This is a genomic window from Amycolatopsis thailandensis, assembly GCF_042723255.1.
GTDB classification, from domain to species: domain Bacteria; phylum Actinomycetota; class Actinomycetes; order Mycobacteriales; family Pseudonocardiaceae; genus Amycolatopsis; species Amycolatopsis thailandensis.
In genome coordinates this window covers 16,503-34,015 of sequence record NZ_JBHXJK010000097.1, presented here as the reverse complement: position 1 = coordinate 34,015, position 17,513 = coordinate 16,503, and the positions used below count along the sequence as shown (strand labels likewise).

Below are 17,513 nucleotides of genomic sequence, written 5' to 3'. Positions count from 1 at the left end.
GATGGAGGCAGATATGGGCCGAGTGGCATGGCCACTTCGCCATGCGCGCTCCGGACCTCTTTCACCGCGCCCGGGTCCGTGAAGGCCGCCGCACTCGGCCGGGTGCCCCGGCAGGCACGCGAGCGGTCGAGCACGACACCATCGCCTCACTCGCGTGACCGGATGGACGGCACCTGTGACCGGACGGACGACACACGCGATCAGACGGACGACACGCGTGATCAGACGGACGACACGCGTGACTGGCCGGACGACACGCGACGGGGACTCGGCTGGCGCCGCGTGTCGTCCGTCTGATCACGCGAGCCGTCCACCCAGTCACGTGTGTCGTCCGTGCCGTCACACGAAAACGCCGGACCGTAGGTACTCAAGTCACGGTTGGCCCTAACTCGAATCGCCACTCACGACCACCCTGGCCTTGTCCCTCAATCGCGCGCTTTTCGGGGAAGGAGCGCGGCCACGAGGACGCCGAGCCAGACGACGGCGATCGTGACGAGCAGGCCGGTGACGGTGTCGGCGTCGTGCAGCCCGGGATTCCGGGCGCCGCCGAAAGGCCGCCACAGCAACGGGAACGCGATCAGGGTCAGGACACCGGTGAGGACGGCGCCCGTCTTGACCGGGGTCGTCCAGCGTGCCGGGAGGAACCTGCTCAGCGCGAATCCCGCGACGCCGACGAGTGGCGCGATCAGCAGGTCGTGTACCAGCGGGCCGCCGGCGAGCCAGCCGAGTGTCCCGAAGACGTCCGGGCGCAGTGGGAAGGCGTACTCGGCGAACAACGTCGCGCCCCAGGCGAGCGCGCCGAGACCGGGCAGGAACAGCAGCAGCCGCAACGTCTTCACAGCGTCTCCAACCGGTCGACCCATTTCGTCTGCAGGACGCCGGGGCGGTTCGGGGCGATGATCCGGCACGGGAAGCCGTGGTCGGCGTCGAGGACTTCGCCGTTGAGTTCCAGCGCCAGCAGGGTGAGTTCGTCGGCGGTGTGCTCGCCGGGGAGGTCGCTGACGCCGTACGGCCCGGCCTTCTCCAGTGAGAACACGCGGACCGGCGTTCCCGGCGTGCTTCCGGCGTGCCGCAGCAACTCCGGCAGCGAGACACCGCTCCACCGCGCCGACTGGCTCCAGCCTTCGACGCACGCGATCGGCAGCTCGGCGGAGGTACGAGGGAGGGCGCGGAGTTCGTCCAGCGAGTAGGTCTTCGTGCCCTTCGGCGTCACCACGGACAGCCGCCAGCTCGGATCTCTCGCCGCGCCCAGGACGCCGGCCGCCTCGGCGGTCCGGTTCACCGGCAAGCCCTGCGGTCCCTCGTCGCTGCGCCAGGACAGCCCGGAAACGTTACGCAGCAACGGAACCGTGGCCCCGGCCGTCGCCACGACGGCGACCCCGGCGGACAGCCAGGTCGTGCGGAGGAAGGCGCGTCGCGAAGGTTCGGGCGCCTGGGTTACCGAGCGGCGGACGATCGGGAGCTTCACCGCGACGTGCACCAGGATCGAGCCGATCGCCACCCAGGCGACGGCGTAGTGCAGCTGCGGGAAGTAGAAGTTCCACGGGTAATTCTGCGCGACGTTGAACAGGCCGGTGACGAGTTCGAAGAAGGCGGCCGCGGACAGCACCAGGATCGACAGGCGTTCGAGAGCGTGCGGCAGGGAACGGATCACCGGGCGCTCGAACAGCTTCGGGTAGACGCTCCAGAGTTTGGCCAGCAGCAAGGGAATCGACGCGATCCCGGAGATCACGTGCGTGCCCTGCGTGACCCGGTACAGCCAGACCGGGCGGCTCGGCCAGCCGAACCACGACGGCGGATGCTGGATCAGATGACTGAGCAGGCCGGTGATGAAGCACAGGGTGAAGGTGACGGCGAGGGCGAGCCCGATCCGGGACGTCACCCGCTCCGAGGTCGCGTTCATGCTTTCTCCAGGCAGGCGAACCAGCGGTGGTCGCGGCGGATGGCCCAGACGACCCGGAACGCGGTGCGGGCGGCGAGTTCCGCGATCGCCTCGGCGCCGACCCACGCCCAGGTGAACCAGGCGCTGCCGGTGTCGTCGCTGCCCGGGCGCAGCCGGACCCGGTCCTGGCGGATACCGCGTCCGGGTGGATCGAGTTCGACGAGCACCGTGCCGCCGTCGCCGACGAGTTCCGCCATCCGCGCGAGCAGCCGGAGCGGGTCGCCGCCGATGCCGATGTTCCCGTCGGCGAGCAGGATGTGCCGCCAGCGTCCTTCTCCGGGAAGCCGGTCGAAGACGTCCCGGTGGAGCGCGGCGGCGCCCCGGGCGTGGGTGAGCCGCACGGCGGTGGCCGAGATGTCGACGCCGAGCGAGGCGACGCCGCGTTCGGACAGCGCGGCGGTGAGCCTGCCGGGGCCGCAGCCGACGTCGAGGGTCGGGCCGTCACAGGCGTCGAGGAGGACGTCGTCGCCGTCGCACGGGATGGCCGTCCAGCGGTCCACCGGCAGGTCGACGCGTTCCCCGGTCGCCAGTTCCAGCCAGCAGCGGTGGCCGAGCAGGCCACGGTCGAAGGCGGTCACCGGACTTCGGCGACCGCTCGGGCGAACCGGCTCGCCGGTTCGAGAGCCGCGACCCGGCGCGCGTCCGCGATCGTGTCCACATCGGACAGTGTGGGCAGGATCCCGGGGTTCAGGCCGACGTCGGCGAGCGCGCGCAACGTCTGGCGGCCGGTGTCGTCGCGGGACATCGGGACCCCGGCGAGGGCCTTGGCGTGCAGGGGATCTTTGAGCCCGAGCGCCCACCAGCCGCCGTCTTCCGCCGGTCCGAGGACGGAGTCTTCGAGCCGGTTCGCGGCCTCGGCCAGCAAAGCCGGCGTGACCTGCGGGGTGTCCATCCCGATTTGCAGCACCGATTCCCCGGGGCGGGGAGCGTCGGCGTGCGCGTTGGCCAGGCGGACGTCGAAACCGTCGCCGCGCTGGGGGATCACCTCTGTTTTCCGGAGTGCGGTGGCGATTTCCCTGCCGTGAGCGGCTTTGTCGAGGTCGCCGGTCAGGGCGACGACCACGCGGGCGTCCGGGGTCAGCAGGGCGGCGTCGAGGGTGTCGAGCAGCGAGGCGGCGGCGATCTCGGCGGCCTGTTCCGGCGTCGCCGGCGGGCAGAGCCGCGTTTTCGCGAAACCGGGCACGGGCGCCTTGGCGACGATCAACAGGCAGAAGGTCATCGGCTCAGCACCCGCCCGAAATCCTTTGCCGCACGGAGGGTTCCGCGCAGCGAGCCGGAGACCTTCGACTTCGTGCCTTTGGCGCGTTCGCCGTACGAGACGTCGTACTCGGCGACCCGCCAGCCCGCGCGTTGTGCCTTGAGAAGCAGTTCGAGTGGGTAGCCGAAGGCGCGGTCGGTGACGTCGAGGTCGAGCAGTGCCCGCCGCCGGACGGCCCGCAGCGGCGCGATGTCGTGAACCGGCAAACCCTTGCGCCGCAGGAGGGACGAGATCGCCGCGTTGCCCGCTCTCGCGTGCCACGGCCAGACACCCGGCCCGGTCGGCACTCGGCGGCCGACCGTCATCTCGGCGTCGGCGAGTCCGCGTACCAGCATCGGCAGTTCGGCGAGGTCGAGCGAACCGTCGGCGTCGGCGAAACCCACGACGTCCGCCGTGGCCGTCTCCAGCCCGGTGTGCACGGCGGCGCCGTAGCCGCGGCGGGGTTCGTGGACGACTTTCGCCCCGAGCGCGGCCGCGATTTCGGCGGAACCGTCGCTCGATCCGTTGTCGACCACGATCGCCCGATAGCGTGCGGGCAGGGCCGCCAGCACCCCCGGGAGGGCACCGGCCTCGTCGAGGCAAGGGAGCACGACGTCAACCTGGTCATCGTTCACCCATCGCACGTTAAGTCCGAGTTGGACGGACGAAAACCCTTGGCATGCTTACCGAATCATGACGTCGGCGAAGTTCTTACCGAGTTCTGACGGACCGCGGATCCAGGCCGCCGGGCGGCGGGAACGCGGTTATGGTGCCGGTGATGTCCACTGTCACCGCCCCCTCCCGCACGGGCCGCCGGGCCGATCTGATCGCCGTCGGGCTGGCGATGCTCGTGGTCGCCGCCGCGATCGCGGTCGGCCTCTACTACAACCGTCCCGGCTCCGGCGTGGTGATCTACGCCTTCGCGCCGCCGCTGTTCGGGCTGTGGCTGCCGCATGTGGGGCCGGGTTCGGTCGCCGCCGTCGTGCTCGCGCTCCTCGTCGTCACCAAAGGTCCCTTGCTCGCCGCGCGGCTGAGCTGGCGTCCGCTGCTCGCGCTCGGATACGTGACCGCGCTGGCTTGGACGTTTTCGCTGGCGATGATCGACGGCTGGGCACGCGGGTTCACCGGCAGGCTCACCACGGAACACGAGTACCTGCACGAGGTACCGGGGATCACCGACATCCCGAAGATGCTGAGCGAGTTCTCCTCGCGCATCTTGGACTACCAGCCGGACTCGTGGACGACGCACGTCTCCGGGCATCCGCCGGGCGCGACGCTGGTCTTCGTCTGGCTCGGCAGGCTCGGCCTGCACGGCGGAGCCTGGGCCTCGACGTTCGTCGTGCTCGTCGGCTGCCTGGCCGTGGTCGCGGTGCCGGTGACGCTCTCCGCGCTGGGCAGGCAGGACGCCGCGCGAACGGTCCTGCCGTTCGCCGTCCTGACCCCGGGCGCGATCTGGATCGGCGTCTCCGCGGACGGGCTGTTCGCCGGGGTGACGGCGACCGGGATCGCGCTGCTGGCGCTCGCCACCCGGCGGCGGATCCTCGCGCTCCCCGGTGGTCTGCTGCTCGGGTTCGGGCTCTTCCTCTCCTACGGTCTCGTGCTGCTGGGCGTGATCGTGCTGGCCGTCGTCGTGCTGACCCGCGAGTGGCGGATCCTGCTCCTCGCCCTGACGGGCGTCGCGGTGGTCGTCGTCGCGTTCGCGCTGAGCGGGTTCTGGTGGCTCGACGGGTATCACCTGGTGGTCGAGCGCTACTACCAGGGGATCGCGACGCTGCGCCCGTTCTCCTACTGGGTGTGGGCGGATATCGCGGCGGTGCTGATCGCGATCGGCCCGGCCGTGATCGCCGGGACGCGACGGACCGGGGCGGCGTTCCTCGCCGAGCCGAAACGGTCGTTGCGCGACCCGGTCACCCTGATCGTGCTGGCCGCGGCGCTGACGATCGCTTTCGCCGACCTTTCCGGCCTGTCGAAGGCCGAGGTCGAACGCATCTGGCTACCGTTCGAGGTGTGGCTGCTGCCCGCGGTGGCGCTGCTGCCGTCGAAGGGGCGGCGATGGTGGCTCGCCGCGTCGGCGGCCACGGCGCTGGTGGTGAACCATCTGGTGCTGACGAGCTGGTGAGGTGGACCGTATGACAGAGCAGGGCCGCGTGCTCGTGGTCGACGACGACGAGACCGTGCGGGACGTCGTCCGGCGCTACCTGGAGGTCGCGGGCTTCGACGTCGACGTCGCCGGGGACGGCACCGAGGGGCTGCGGCTGTTTTCGGCGACCGGCCCGGACCTCGTGGTCCTCGACGTCATGATGCCCGGCCTCAACGGGCTCGAAGTCTGCCGTCGGCTGCGGCAGGTGAGCCAGGTACCGGTCGTCATGCTGACCGCGCTCGGCGAGGAGGAGAACCGGATCGCCGGACTCCAGCTCGGCGCCGACGACTACGTCACGAAACCTTTCAGCCCCAAGGAACTCGCGTTGCGCGTGGCGTCGGTCCTGCGGCGGGCGCGGATGCCGCGGCCGGAACCGGCGGCGCGGCTGATCACCGACGGGAACCTCTCGTTGCAGATGACCGCGCGGCAGGCGACCCTCGGCGGCGTCGAACTTCCCTTGACGAGCCGGGAATTCGACCTGCTCGCGTTCTTCCTCACCCATCCCGGGGTGGCGTTCTCCCGCGCCGATCTGCTGGAGAAGGTCTGGGGCTGGGACTTCGGCGACCAGTCGACCGTGACCGTCCACGTGCGACGGCTGCGGGAGAAGATCGAGCGGAATCCGGCCAAACCCGTCCGCGTCGCCACCGTGTGGGGCGTCGGTTACCGGTACGACCCGGTGCGGCCGTGATCGGCTCCGGGGAGTCGCTCGGCGAGATGCTGACGCACGCCTGGCACATCCTGCCGTTCGCGCTGATGTTCGCGGTGCCGGTGGTGCTGCTCGGCGTCCTGGCGTTGTACCTGCTCAGACGCGGTTCGCTGGCCAGCACGATGACGATGCTCGTGCTGATCCCCGTGTTCGCGACGCTGATCGCGGTGCTCGGGATCAGCGGGTTCATGTTCACCCCCGCGCTGACCACGATGGCGCTGGTCTGCGTGCTGGTCGCGCTGGTGACCGTGCCGGCCGCGCTCGTGCTCGGCCGCATGATCGCGCGCCGCAGCGTGTGGGAGCGCGAGGCACGGGAACGGGAGCGCGCGGCGGAGGCGTCGCGGCGCGAACTCGTCGCGTGGATCAGCCACGACCTGCGCAGCCCGCTGGCCGGGATCCAGGCGATGGCCGAGGCCGTCGCCGACGGCGTCGTCGCCGAACCGATCGAGGTCACCGGCTACGCGCGGCGGATCAGCGGCGAGACCACGCGGTTGTCCGGCATGGTCGGCGACCTGTTCGAGCTGTCGCGGATCACCGCGGGCGCGCTGGAATTGACCATGGCGGCCGTTCCGCTGCGCGACGTCGTGAGCGACGCCGTCGCCGCGCAGGCCCCGCTCGCGCAGCAGAAACGCGTGCGGATGATCGAGCAGGCCACCGTCTGGCCGGTGGTTTCCGGCAGTGATCCGGAGCTGGCGCGGATCGTGCGCAACCTGGTGTCCAACGCCGTGCGGCACACCCCGCCGGACGGGACGGTCGCGGTGCAGATCGGGATCGAAGGCGGCGAGGCGCTGCTGGCGGTCTCCGACGGCTGCGGCGGGATCCCCGACGACGAGATCGGGCGCGTCTTCGACGTCGCGTTCCGCGGGACACCGGCGCGGACGCCCGAACGCGGCGGGCTGGCGAGCGGCGGCGGACTCGGGCTGGCGATCGCGAAAGGCCTCGTGGAGGCCCATCGCGGCCGCATCGGCGTCCGGAACCACGGTCCGGGCTGCCGCTTCGAGGTCAGGCTGCCGCTGGCGATGCCTTAGAGGCGCAGGAAACCCATGTCCGGGAAGTGGGCGGGCGCGATGAGCGCGCCGGTCTCTTCGGCTTCGGAGAGGAAGCGCTGCCGGGTGCGGAGCGCCTGGTCCGGGTCGACGTCGCCGAGGAAACCCACTCGCGTGTCCGTCAGTTGCGCGGGCGTGTGCAGGACGTCGCCGAGCAGCAGCAGGCGCTCGTCGTCCGCGGTGAGGTCGAGGACGTAGTGCCCCGGCGTGTGGCCGGGGGCGTGTCTCGCGACGATCCCGGGCGCGATCTCGACGACGTCGCCGCTGATCGCCTCGGTCAGGCCCGCGCCACGGGCGGTCTCCATGCCGACGCGGGGCCAATCGCCCGTCCCGGCAGGCTCGATCAGGGCTTCCCAGTCGAGCTGCCCGAAGACGACCTGAGCGCTGGGGAAGGTCAGGTCGCCTTCGGGGGCGATCCAGCCGATGTGGTCGTTGTGCAGGTGGGTGAGGAAGACGGTGTCGATCTCTTCGACCGGGCAGCCCGCCTTGTCCAGCGCTGCCGCGAGGTCGCCGCCCGTGCCCATCGGCGGGGTGGGATCGCCCTTGGCGGGTGTCATCCCCTTGGGGAAGGCGAATTCGCGCGGGCCGAGACCGGTGTCGACGAGGATCGTGCGGCCGTCGCCGCGGATCAGGTACGCGCCGGTCGGGACGTGCACGGTGCCGTCCTCGTCGAAGACGTCCGGGTGGGCTTCGGGGTCGAGACCCGGGAAGAACGCGAGCGGCAGCCGGATCAGGCCGTCCCCGAGCGCTTCGATCTCGATGTCTCCGACGGTGATGCCCACCAAAACCCCCAAAAAGTCGATTCCGTTGCCGGGAACGACAACCGGCCGGGGGCGGAGTCTGTTCCCGGTTTCAGGAAGCGACCGGTTCCCGCAGCTCAGCGGTGGCGAACCCGGCGATGCCTTCGGCGAAACCGGTTCGCGCGGTGAAACCGAGCAGCCGTCCGGCGCGGCCGGGGTCGGCGACGACGTGCCGGACGTCGGCGGGCCGGGCGCCTCCGGCGATCTTCGGAGCCGGGCCGTCGCAGGCCTTCGCGAGTTCCACGGCGAGTTCGCCGACGGAGTGCGGCTGGCCGGAACAGATGTTCAGCGGGGTCAGGTCGCCTTCGGGGCCGTCGGTGGTCAGTGCCAGGACGTTCGCCCTCGCGACGTCGTGGACGTGCACGAAGTCCCGCTGCTGCCTGCCGTCCTCCAGCACGATGGGTGCCTCGCCGCGCAGCAGCGACGACCGGAACAGCGACGCGACACCGGCGTACGGCGTGTTTTGCGGCATCCGAGGTCCGTAGACGTTGTGGTAGCGCATGGCCCAGACCGTCCCGCCCGTCTGCCGCGCCCACGCCGCCGCCAGATGTTCCTGCGCGAGCTTGGTGGCCGCGTACGTGCTTCGTGGCCGCAGCGGCGCGTCCTCGGGGACCAGTCGCCAGTCGAGTTCGGCGCCGCACGCCGGGCACGCGGGCTCGAAGCATCCGGCGTCCACATCGGACTGCTTTCGCGGCGACGGCGGGACGATCCCGTGGATGGGGCATTCGTAGCGGCCCTCGCCGTAGACGACCATCGACGACGCGAGCACCAGTTTCCGGATTCCGGCCCGGTGCATCGCGGCGAGCAGCACGGCCGTCCCGTAGTCGTTGTTCAGCGCGTACGACGGCGCGTCGGAAGGGTCGACGCCGTGGCCGACGACGGCCGCCTGATGGCAGACCGCGTCGACACCGTCCAGCAGTTCGGCGACCAGTTCCGTGTCGGTGACGTCGCCACGCAGGAACCGGTGGCGGCCGGTGTACCCGGGCGGGCGCGACGAACCGTGCGCGGTGCGCAGGAGGTTGTCGAGGACGACGACCTCATGACCCTGATCGGACAGCAGATCGGCGATGTGGGAGCCGATGAACCCGGCCCCGCCGGTTACCAGTGTTCGCACTTCCCCGACGCTAGGGGCGATCTTCGCCCGCGGCCCCGGATCGGCGGCTCACGTCAGGGAATCGTCACAACTAGGGCGGCACCCGCGGCAGCGAAGATCAGCCGAAACCGGATACGGTGTGCCTATGGAACGGAGCGCACAACGGCTGGGCCGCGCACTGGTGGTCATCGTGGACGACAGGGTCGCCCACGGCGAACACGAGGACAACACGGGACCGCTGGTCACGGAGCTGCTCGAAGAGGCCGGGTTCATCGTCGACGGTGTCGTGGTGGTCGAGGCCGAGACAGCCGCGATCCGCAACGCGCTCAACACCGCGGTGATCGGCGGCGCCGACCTGGTGATCACCGTCGGCGGCACCGGGGTCTCCCCGCGCGACCGCACGCCCGACGCGACGGCCGGTGTGCTCGACCGCCCGATCCCGGGCATCGGCGAAGCGCTGCGCGCGTCCGGACTGGCGGCAGGCGCGGTGGACGCGGGCATCTCCCGCGGGCTCGTCGGCGTCTCCGGCAGCACGCTGGTGGTCAACCTCGCGGGTTCGCGCGCGGCCGTCCGCGACGGCATGGCGACGCTCTCGTCACTCGTGCCGTACGTGATCGACGAGCTGTCCGGGCTCGAAGAGGCCTAGCTCTTGGCGGCGGGTCCGGGCTCCGGCCCGGGCTCGTCCTTCTTGTCCTTCTTGTCCTGCTTGTCCTGGTGGAGTACTCCTTCCACTTTTTCGGTGACCTGGCCGATCTTGTCCTCGAACCGGCCGCCGGTGACCTTGTTCGCCCCGGCCGAAGCGACCGTGACGCCCTTGGCCGCGACGTCGCCCGCCTTCTCGGCCAGCGGCCCGGCCTTCTCGCGGACTTCGCCCGCGACCTCTTCCGCTTTGTGAACGGCCTGCGCGGCCAGTTCCTTCGCTTTGTCGACAATGCCCATGCGCTGATGGTCCCACCGGCGGGCGGACCCCGCGACCGGTGCCAAAATGGACGTCATGCCAGGTGAAGACGAAGACAAGCGCCCCGCCGCGGCGTCCAAACGCCGGGTCGACGAGATCTTCGGCGACGTCCTGCCCGACACGACCTCCGACGAGCGAGAGCCGGGGCAGCGCACCCCGGACTCCGACTCGTGGTACCTGGAGAACCGGCCGCCTCATCACGACCGGTGATTCGGGTCAGCCCTGGCGGTTCTGCTGCGCGCGCAGCAGGTCGCGGATCTCGGTGAGCAGTTCGACGTCGGTCGGCTCCGCCGGGCCCGCCTCTTCACCGCGCTTGCGCCGCTCCTGGACGTGCTTGACCGGCAGCACGATCACGAAGTAGACGACACCGGCGACCAGCACGAAGTTGATCGCGGCGTTGATCACGCCACCGAAGTCGAGGAACGTGGCGTCGTTCGCGCTGAGGATGTTGAACCCCAGCCCCTTGGCGGCGTCCGAACCGCCGATGGTGTTGATCAGCGGTTTGATCAGGCCGTTCGTGAAAGCCGTGACGATCGCCGTGAACGCCGCGCCGATGACCACCGCGACCGCGAGGTCGACGACGTTCCCGCGCATCAGGAAGTCCTTGAAACCCTTGAGCAAGACGCTCTCCTCTTCACCTGGGACGGTTCGCCGACCGTCCCTTTTTTCCGTACCGGGGGGACGCAGGCGCCCGCCGCCACCGGGCAGGCGCGAGCTAGCGGAGGGTAACCGTTAAGGACCGTTCCAGCGAAGTGGCCGCGACCCGTGTCGCGATCGCGGACGGCAGCGAAAGCAGCACCAAAGGTCCCTTGCTCCCGGCGCCGGAGGCTTTCGGGTCGCGGGTGCCCTGCTCGCCGACGGCCGCCACCACGGCCATGCTGGCCAGCACAGACGCCTCTCTTCCCGCCTCGGCGGCCGCGACGACGTCGACCCGCAGGCCCGGCCTGAGCAGCTCGGCGACACCGGCGTCGGCGAGCCTCACCGGGACGGTCGAACTCTCGGGATCACCCGATCCGGGGATGGCCGCGTCCAACAGGCGGACGTCCGTCAACGGCTCACCCGCCCGCGCCGCCCCTACGAGCATCCGTCCTTCCACAGCGGCCGCCCGGCCGGTGGCGCCCTGTGGACGGACGTCGTCCGGGAGGTCGACGAGCTTGAGGTCCCCGGCACGCAGCACCGACCCTGCCGGGAGGTCGCGGGCGGAGACCACGGTCGCGGTGCCGGGCGCACCGCGTGCGGACGCGGGAAGGAAGAGCGCGACCAGGCCGCTGAGCAGCAGAGACAGCGCGAGCCAGCGGCGGAGCAGCCTCGCGGGCCTGCCGCTGAGTCTTCGCAGAACGGGCAGATAGTGGAACACGGGATTCCCCCTCGTCGATCGGTGATGATCTCGACGCTAGGGGCCGGTGCGACGCCCTGAAAGAACGAAAACCCCCGGCTGTGGATAACCGGGGGCCTGTGGACAACTCGGGACGTCAGGAAGCGGCGGCGGCCGTTTTCGTCGTACCCGTGGAGGAGGATGCCGAGCTCTTCGTCTCCGACTTCGACTCGGTCTTCGACTCCGACTTGCTCTCGGTCTTGGTCTCGGACTTGGACGACGACGAGCTCGAAGTCGTGTTGGCCTTCGAGTCGCGCGAATCGTTGCGGTAGAACCCGCTGCCCTTGAAGACCACGCCGACCGAGCTGAAGACCTTGCGAAGCGGGCCCGAGCACTGCGGGCACACGGTCAAGCTCGCGTCGGAGAACGACTGCACGGCCTCGAAAGCGTGGTCGCATTCCTTGCAGGCGTATTGGTAGGTGGGCACTGCTGCTCCTTCGTGCATTGGCACTCAGCCGACAAGAGTGCTAACGCCACACGGTACCGGGGCATTCCGACGCAGGTCAAACAAGGTTTCCCAAGGTCACATGAGGACCTGGTCACGCCACTTGTCCCGTGCCTGTTCCGTGCCGGACCGGGAACTGCTCCGGACCAAGGTGCGGCCTGGGATGAGCCCTGTGAACTTCCTCCGCGGAGCTGAGGGTGAGTCGAACTTGTCGTGCCGGGCGGGTGGAACGTCTCCCCCGGTCGTGTCGGGTCGGTGAGTGTGTCCCGAGCGCCACGCTTGGGACGCTCATCGTCTCGAACGTGGCGCTCGGGACGTGCTGCCCTGACGCTCGATGCCGCACATGTGAGGCCGGCGGGATCCAACGTCGCGAAAGCCACTTTCGGGGCATCAGACGTCGCGAAAGTGGCTTTCGCGACACCCGGACCCGGCAGGCGCGCGAGCGGTGAGCGCGACACCTTTGCCTTTCGGTCGACAACGTCAAGCCGTGCAAAGTGTCTCAAACGGGCACCTCGACCTGGTTCGCTGGAGATCCAGAGTCTAGGGGGGCTAGATTATTCGAGGTCTTCGAAGGGGTGGTTGCAGTGACCGACACCTATGTCGTCGTGGCCAAGCGCTGGAAGCGCGGCTGGGAACTGCATGTCGACGGTGTCGGGGTCACGCAGGCGAGCACCCTGTCCAAGGCGGAGGCCGTCGCTCGTGAGTACATCGCGTTCGCTCTCGATCTCGACGACGAAAGTTCCTTCGAGGTGGACGTCGTACCCCAGTTGGACGCCAAGCTGGCGGAGCAGGTCAGGTCGGCGCGCGCCGATGTGCGGGACGCGGAGCGCAGGCAGCGCGAGGCCGCGGCGAAGCAGCGGGAAGTGGCGAAGAAACTCGGAACTTCCGGTCTTTCGGGGCGGGAGATCGCCGCGGTACTGGGTTTGACTCCGCAGCGGGTGAGTCAGCTGATCGGGGGCAAGGGGAAGGGCGCGACCGCGGGCGGTTGAGTCCTCGAGCCGAACGGAGGCCACATGCCGGAGCGAACCGAGGATCCCTTCGGCGGCAGGACGCCGACCAGTCATGAGCGCATGACCGGCCTGCCCTGGGACGCCTCGTACCACGAAGGCCCGGCTCCCTGGGACTTCGGCGGACCTCAGCCCGCTTTCGTCAGGGCGGCGGGAAGGTTCACCGGCACGGTCCTGGACGCGGGCTGCGGATCCGGTGAGAACGCGCTCCACCTCGCGTCTCGTGGGCTCCGAGTGCTGGGCGTCGACGTCGCCGAGACCGCCCTCGAAGCCGCACGCGAGAAGGCCGCGCACAGGGGTCTCGACGCCGAGTTCGCGACGGCGGACGCGCTCCACCTGGAGCGACTCCATCGCCGATTCGACACCGTGGTCGACTGCGGGCTCTTCCACGCCTTCGACGCCGAGGAGCGCGTCCAGTACGTCAAGAGCCTCGAAGCGGTCACGACGGGAACGCTGTACATCCTGTGCTTCAGCGACGAAGGCGAGGGCACCGGGCCGCACCCCGTAAAACGTGAGGCGCTGACAGCCCCCTTCGGTGAAGGATGGCGGGTGAAGAGCATCGAGAAGGAGCGCGTCCGGACGAGGTTCCACGATGAGAACGGCGCTCCCGCCTGGTTCGCGACGATCGAAAGAGAGCCGTCGGATGAGTGAGTTGCGAGGTCTGCTGGCCGAGGTCGCCGCCCGGGTGGCCGACTACCGCGAAAGCGTGGCCGAAGCGCCGGTCTTCCCGGACGACACGGCCGGTGTCCGGGAGAAGCTCGGCGATCTGCCCGAGACGCCCGCCCCGCCCGCCGACGTGGTCCGGCGGCTGGCCGACGCCGTCGAGCCCGCGCTGGTGGCGTCCACCGGGCCGCGGTACTTCGGCTTCGTGACCGGTGGCGCGCTCGACGCCGCGACGGCGGCCGACATGCTGGCGACCGGCTGGGATCAGCCCGCGTTCAACATGGCCACGTCTCCGGCCGCCGCGATCGTCGAGGAGGTGGCGGGCGAATGGCTCAAGGACCTCCTCGGCCTGCCGCCCACGGCCTCCTTCGGTTTCGTGACCGGCGGACAGGGCGCGAACACCGTCGGCCTGGCCGCCGCCCGTCATCACGTACTGGCTCAGGCCGGATGGGACGTCGAGCGCCGAGGGTTGCCCGGCGCGCCGCCGCTCCGGGTCATCGCCGGCGAGGAGCGTCACGCGACGATCGACCGCTCGCTGCGGCTCCTCGGCCTGGGCACCGACGCGGTCGAGCCGGTGCGCGCGAACGCGCAGGGCGCCATCGACGTCGCCGATCTCGAGCGAGTTCTCGATGGGCCCGCAATCGTTTGCCTTCAGGCAGGCAACGTGAACAGCGGCGCGTTCGACGACTTCGCCGCCGCGATCCGGATCGCCCACGAGCATGGTGCTTGGGTCCACGTCGACGGCGCCTTCGGGCTCTGGGCGGCCGCCAGCCCCGCGTTTCGTCCTCTGATGGCGGGAGTGGAACAGGCCGACTCCTGGGCGGTCGACGGCCACAAGTGGCTCAACGTCCCCTACGACAGTGGTTACGCCTTTTGCGCCCACCCCGAGTCGCATCGGGCCGCGATGTCGATGACGGCCGCTTACCTGACCGGCCAGGGTGATGGCGGCATGCGGGCGCCGGGCGACTTCGTGCCGGAGTCCTCTCGCCGGGCGAGGGGGTTCGCGACGTGGGCGGCGATCGGCGAGCTGGGCCGCACCGGGATCGCCGAGATGGTCGACCGCTGCTGCGCGCTGGCCCGCCGGTTCGCCGAACGGCTCGAAGCGATCGAAGGCGTCACCGTCGTGAACGACGTGGTGTTGAACCAGGTTCTCGTGAGCTTCGGCGCCGAAACGGACCGCGTGGTCGAAGCCGTGCAGCGGTCCGGCGAGTGCTGGATGGGCGCGACCACCTGGCACGGTCAGCGGCTCATGCGGATCTCGCTGTCCAACTGGACCACCACGGAAGCGGACGTCGATCGCGGGGTCGCCGCGGTTCAGGCGGCCTGGGCGGCCGTGGCGTCCAAGGGGTAGGCGTAGCTCGCGCCGCCGAGACGACGCGCGGTCGCGTGCAAGGCGGCGTTGGCCTCGCGCATCCGTCGCAGCGTCGTGAGATCTCCGGGCGGCGAGGTCCGCTGGACACCGAAAAGCACGGTGTACCGATCCCGTGCCTTCGGGACGTGGGGCGCGGCGACCCGCGCCGTCGGGAACAGATAGAGGAGCACACTCCCGCCGACGCCGAGCAGATCGGGCGTCAGGCCCGCCAAAGCGTCGCCGAGCACCTTTTCGGCGTGAGCGCCGGGAAGCAGGACGTTCGCCCTCGGATGCGGGTGATACCACGAACCGGCCGACCGCAGCTGCGCCTCGATCGGCCGGATCCGGTCGACGAACTCCCGGTAGGTCGCCTCGACGATCTCGGCGGAATCGTGCCGGAGGTCGTCGATCGGCTGCGGTTGTGAGGAAACCGCCTCCAGGATGAAACGCCAGCGTCCGTCCGCGAACTGTGCTTGACCGTCGACATGGTCGAAGCGGAGTTCGTCCACCAGGCGCCGCTGATCGCCGAGATACGCGCCGAGATCGTGATAGGTCAGGCGATGCCGCCGGACCTTCGAAGGCGCACGGGTCAGCGCGACGGTGGCGCGCGTGATGATCCCGTGCCGTCCCTGCGTTCCGCGCACGGCGTCGAACAGGTCCGCGTTGCCGGTGGGCGAACAGGTCACCAATTCGCCGTCGGGGGTGACGACGTCGAGGTCGTGGACGTTGTCGGCCTGCGAGCCGAACCGGTGGCTCGCGCCGCCGAAACCGCCGGTGGACAGCAAACCGCCGACGGAAAGCTCCAGATAGTCCGGGAGTACCGGCGGGACGGTGCCGGTGCGCAGCGTCGCGTCGACGACGGCGCGCCAGCGTGCGCCGGCGTCCACACTGATCCGGTCCGGGCCGAAGGGGCGGACCCCGCCGAGCGTCGACATGTCGATGACGATCCCGCCGCTGACCAGGGCCTGGCCGTCGACGGAGTTTCCGCCGCCGCGGGCCACGACCGGGATCCGGTGCGTCCGGCCGAAGCGGACGAGCGCCGCCACGTCGACCGCGGTGCCCGGGAAAGCGACGGCGAGCGGCCGCCGGTGGACGTGGCCGCCGAAGTCCCGCTCAGCGTCCGCGAGGTCACGGTCGCGGACGCTGAGCGTTCCGGCGAGTTCGGGCAGTGCCACGGCTCCGCGTCCGGGGATCGGCAGCCGGGGTGGGATATCGTGGTGTGCCACGGAATGCGACCTCCGGTCCGGGGAACGGCCCTTCCCTCGGCAATGACGGTAATCGTCTTCGAGGGCGTCCGGCCTCTTCCCGATTGCGGGTTCAGGCGGCGTCGGGGAGCCGGACCTCAAGGTGTGAAGCGATGTTCGCTCGCAGCGCCTTCTTCTCTCGCTCGGAAACCACGAGGTAGCCCTCGGGCGTCAGCCGGACGACTTCGCCGGTGTCGTACCAGCCGCCGTCGGCGAACGATCGCGCGTTCAGCTCGGGGGAGCGGTAATAGCCGCGAGCCGTGTACGGGCCGCGGACCAGCAGGATGCCCGGCTCGCCCGGGGCCACCGGCGAACCTTCGTCGTCGACGAGGCGGAGCTCGTCATGCGGCGAGATCGGCTTTCCCCGGGTGTGCAGGATCAGCTCGTCCGGATCGTCGAGCCTTGTCAGGCACAGAAGTCCTTCACCCACTTCGAAGACCTGCTGCAACGTACAGCCGAGCTTCGGCCGGACTCGCGCCGCCAGCGACGGATCGAGCTCGGCCGAGCCGATCTGGATCATCTCCAAAGTCGACAGATCAATCCCCGGTTCCGAGTCCAGGTACTCGATCCAGCGACGCAGGATCGCCGGCACCGCGGACGTCGCGGTGATCCGCTCGCGTTCGATCAGCGGCAACGCCTGGTGCGGGGCGGGGGACGGCGCGATGACGACCCGGCCACCGGACAGCAGCGCGCCCAGGATCCCCGGCCCGGTGCCGGCGAATCCCTGCCCCAGCGGCAGTACCGCCAGATACGAGGTGCCCGGACCGAACCGGCAGATCTCCGAAGCGGTCTTGATCATGTAGCTCAAGTCGTTGCCGCTGCGCGGAATCAGCTTCGGCCCGCCGATCGTCCCGCCGGAGAGCAGGAAGGTCGCGACGGCGTCGCCGTTCGGGGCGGCCGCGTCGAGTGCTCGCGAGACTTCGGCGGGTTCGTCCGCGACGAACAGCGCCCGGAGGTCGATGTTGCCCGGATGGACGTCCTCGCCCATCACGAACACGAGCCCGTCCGGCAGGACTTCGCGGGCGAGCGCCTGATGGTCGAATCCTTTGTGGACATCCGGAACGACGATCGCGCTCGCCTCCGCTTTGGCGAGGATGCCCCTGATCTCGTGCTCGCCGAGCCGCGGCACCGTCCACACCGGGACGGCGCCGAGCCGTAGACAGGCGACCGTGGTGACGACGAACTCCCAGCAGTTCGGCAACCGGATGACGACCCGGTCGTCGGCGCCGATACCCGCCGCGCTCATCCGGATCGCCGCGCCGTCGGCCTTCGCCAGCAGCTCGCCGAAGGTCAGCCGCGTCTCCCCGTCGACAAGACAGACCTCGTCCGGGTACTTGCGTGCGGCTTCGGTCAGCTGTGTCCCCAGCGACCGGCCTTCCCAGCAGCCCTCGGCGAAATAGCGGTCCGCGACACTTCTCGGCCACCGCACGACTCCCGTCCCGGTCGACCGACCCGCTGATGCCGGCATGACTCCTCCTCGCTATGGGGCCCGATCGGACACTCCCA

21 protein-coding genes are annotated in these 17,513 nt (G+C 70.1%); 8 read left to right on the top strand and 13 right to left on the bottom strand.

From position 1 onward, the window contains the following. Window positions 1–425: 425 nt before the first annotated feature. From ACFWMR_RS30620 to ACFWMR_RS30600, 5 genes are read right to left on the bottom strand one after another with little or no spacing between them, the layout of a single operon-like run. Window positions 426–839: a hypothetical protein gene (locus ACFWMR_RS30620; protein WP_378380887.1), complete on the bottom strand. Its 414-nt coding sequence runs from the start codon at window positions 837–839 to the stop codon at window positions 426–428. Next, entirely contained in the window at window positions 836–1,903 is a 1,068-nt protein-coding gene (locus ACFWMR_RS30615; protein WP_378380886.1) for a molybdopterin-dependent oxidoreductase, read from the bottom strand. Before ACFWMR_RS30615 ends, ACFWMR_RS30620 begins: the two co-directional genes overlap by 4 nt. Further along, on the bottom strand, window positions 1,900–2,520 hold the full coding sequence (locus tag ACFWMR_RS30610; protein ID WP_378380885.1) for a methyltransferase domain-containing protein: 621 nt from the start codon (window positions 2,518–2,520) through the stop codon (window positions 1,900–1,902). The genes ACFWMR_RS30615 and ACFWMR_RS30610 overlap by 4 nt, the downstream gene beginning before the upstream one ends. After that, the gene (locus ACFWMR_RS30605; RefSeq protein WP_378380884.1) at window positions 2,517–3,161 is read right to left on the bottom strand and encodes a TIGR04282 family arsenosugar biosynthesis glycosyltransferase; all 645 of its coding nucleotides are present in this window, start codon (window positions 3,159–3,161) and stop codon (window positions 2,517–2,519) included. Before ACFWMR_RS30605 ends, ACFWMR_RS30610 begins: the two co-directional genes overlap by 4 nt. Then, window positions 3,158–3,814 carry a glycosyltransferase family 2 protein gene (locus ACFWMR_RS30600; protein ID WP_378380883.1) on the bottom strand — a complete coding sequence of 219 codons (657 nt, stop codon included), beginning with the start codon at window positions 3,812–3,814 and terminating at the stop codon, window positions 3,158–3,160. Before ACFWMR_RS30600 ends, ACFWMR_RS30605 begins: the two co-directional genes overlap by 4 nt. Window positions 3,815–3,945: 131 nt before the next feature. Here ACFWMR_RS30600 and ACFWMR_RS30595 point away from each other — a divergent pair, with 131 nt between their 5' ends. From ACFWMR_RS30595 to ACFWMR_RS30585, 3 genes are read left to right on the top strand one after another with little or no spacing between them, the layout of a single operon-like run. Beyond that, window positions 3,946–5,298, top strand: coding sequence for a hypothetical protein (locus ACFWMR_RS30595; RefSeq protein ID WP_378380882.1), 1,353 nt, complete (start codon window positions 3,946–3,948; stop codon window positions 5,296–5,298). Window positions 5,299–5,308: 10 nt separating this feature from the next. Next, complete coding sequence (locus ACFWMR_RS30590; RefSeq protein WP_093935921.1) at window positions 5,309–6,007, top strand: response regulator transcription factor; 699 nt, start codon at window positions 5,309–5,311, stop codon at window positions 6,005–6,007. After that, a complete protein-coding gene (locus tag ACFWMR_RS30585) occupies window positions 6,004–7,053 on the top strand; it encodes a sensor histidine kinase (protein ID WP_093935912.1) in 1,050 nt (349 codons plus the stop codon). The genes ACFWMR_RS30590 and ACFWMR_RS30585 overlap by 4 nt, the downstream gene beginning before the upstream one ends. On the opposite strand, the gene ACFWMR_RS30580 is transcribed toward ACFWMR_RS30585, so the two are convergent. After that, complete coding sequence (locus ACFWMR_RS30580) at window positions 7,050–7,853, bottom strand: MBL fold metallo-hydrolase (RefSeq protein ID WP_378380881.1); 804 nt, start codon at window positions 7,851–7,853, stop codon at window positions 7,050–7,052. The two genes, ACFWMR_RS30585 and ACFWMR_RS30580, sit on opposite strands and share 4 nt — an antisense overlap. A 70-nt stretch (window positions 7,854–7,923) precedes the next feature. After that, window positions 7,924–8,985 (bottom strand): NAD-dependent epimerase/dehydratase family protein, encoded by a 1,062-nt coding sequence (locus ACFWMR_RS30575; protein ID WP_378380880.1) that lies wholly within the window; start codon window positions 8,983–8,985, stop codon window positions 7,924–7,926. 124 nt (window positions 8,986–9,109) lie between these two features. Between ACFWMR_RS30575 and ACFWMR_RS30570 the strand changes: the two genes are divergently transcribed. After that, window positions 9,110–9,610: a MogA/MoaB family molybdenum cofactor biosynthesis protein gene (locus ACFWMR_RS30570; protein ID WP_005155592.1), complete on the top strand. Its 501-nt coding sequence runs from the start codon at window positions 9,110–9,112 to the stop codon at window positions 9,608–9,610. Here the strand turns inward: ACFWMR_RS30570 and ACFWMR_RS30565 are convergent. After that, the gene (locus tag ACFWMR_RS30565) at window positions 9,607–9,903 is read right to left on the bottom strand and encodes a hypothetical protein (protein ID WP_378380878.1); all 297 of its coding nucleotides are present in this window, start codon (window positions 9,901–9,903) and stop codon (window positions 9,607–9,609) included. The two genes, ACFWMR_RS30570 and ACFWMR_RS30565, sit on opposite strands and share 4 nt — an antisense overlap. Window positions 9,904–9,958: 55 nt before the next feature. Here ACFWMR_RS30565 and ACFWMR_RS30560 point away from each other — a divergent pair, with 55 nt between their 5' ends. Continuing rightward, window positions 9,959–10,132, top strand: coding sequence for a hypothetical protein (locus tag ACFWMR_RS30560; RefSeq protein ID WP_208636013.1), 174 nt, complete (start codon window positions 9,959–9,961; stop codon window positions 10,130–10,132). A 6-nt stretch (window positions 10,133–10,138) separates the two neighbouring features. Here the strand turns inward: ACFWMR_RS30560 and mscL are convergent, their stop codons facing one another. From mscL to ACFWMR_RS30545, 3 genes are all read right to left on the bottom strand, one after another. Next, window positions 10,139–10,543, bottom strand: a complete 405-nt coding sequence (gene mscL / locus ACFWMR_RS30555) for a large-conductance mechanosensitive channel protein MscL (protein WP_093935907.1) — start codon at window positions 10,541–10,543, stop codon at window positions 10,139–10,141. Between the two features lie 94 nt (window positions 10,544–10,637). Further along, window positions 10,638–11,279 (bottom strand): SAF domain-containing protein, encoded by a 642-nt coding sequence (locus ACFWMR_RS30550; protein ID WP_378380877.1) that lies wholly within the window; start codon window positions 11,277–11,279, stop codon window positions 10,638–10,640. A 115-nt stretch (window positions 11,280–11,394) separates the two neighbouring features. Continuing rightward, a complete protein-coding gene (locus ACFWMR_RS30545) occupies window positions 11,395–11,724 on the bottom strand; it encodes an FmdB family zinc ribbon protein (RefSeq protein ID WP_093935905.1) in 330 nt (109 codons plus the stop codon). 602 nt (window positions 11,725–12,326) lie between these two features. Between ACFWMR_RS30545 and ACFWMR_RS30540 the strand changes: the two genes are divergently transcribed. The 3 genes from ACFWMR_RS30540 to ACFWMR_RS30530 are packed head-to-tail and all read left to right on the top strand — an operon-like array spanning window position 12,327 to window position 14,763. Beyond that, the gene (locus ACFWMR_RS30540) at window positions 12,327–12,731 is read left to right on the top strand and encodes a hypothetical protein (protein ID WP_378380876.1); all 405 of its coding nucleotides are present in this window, start codon (window positions 12,327–12,329) and stop codon (window positions 12,729–12,731) included. Between the two features lie 24 nt (window positions 12,732–12,755). Further along, on the top strand, window positions 12,756–13,400 hold the full coding sequence (locus tag ACFWMR_RS30535) for a class I SAM-dependent methyltransferase (RefSeq protein ID WP_378380875.1): 645 nt from the start codon (window positions 12,756–12,758) through the stop codon (window positions 13,398–13,400). Beyond that, on the top strand, window positions 13,393–14,763 hold the full coding sequence (locus tag ACFWMR_RS30530; RefSeq protein WP_378380874.1) for a pyridoxal phosphate-dependent decarboxylase family protein: 1,371 nt from the start codon (window positions 13,393–13,395) through the stop codon (window positions 14,761–14,763). Before ACFWMR_RS30535 ends, ACFWMR_RS30530 begins: the two co-directional genes overlap by 8 nt. Here the strand turns inward: ACFWMR_RS30530 and ACFWMR_RS30525 are convergent. Continuing rightward, on the bottom strand, window positions 14,727–15,989 hold the full coding sequence (locus tag ACFWMR_RS30525) for an FAD-binding protein (protein ID WP_378380873.1): 1,263 nt from the start codon (window positions 15,987–15,989) through the stop codon (window positions 14,727–14,729). The two genes, ACFWMR_RS30530 and ACFWMR_RS30525, sit on opposite strands and share 37 nt — an antisense overlap. Before the next feature lie 91 nt (window positions 15,990–16,080). Further along, window positions 16,081–17,475, bottom strand: coding sequence for an AMP-binding protein (locus ACFWMR_RS30520; protein WP_378380872.1), 1,395 nt, complete (start codon window positions 17,473–17,475; stop codon window positions 16,081–16,083). Window positions 17,476–17,513 lie beyond the last annotated feature (38 nt).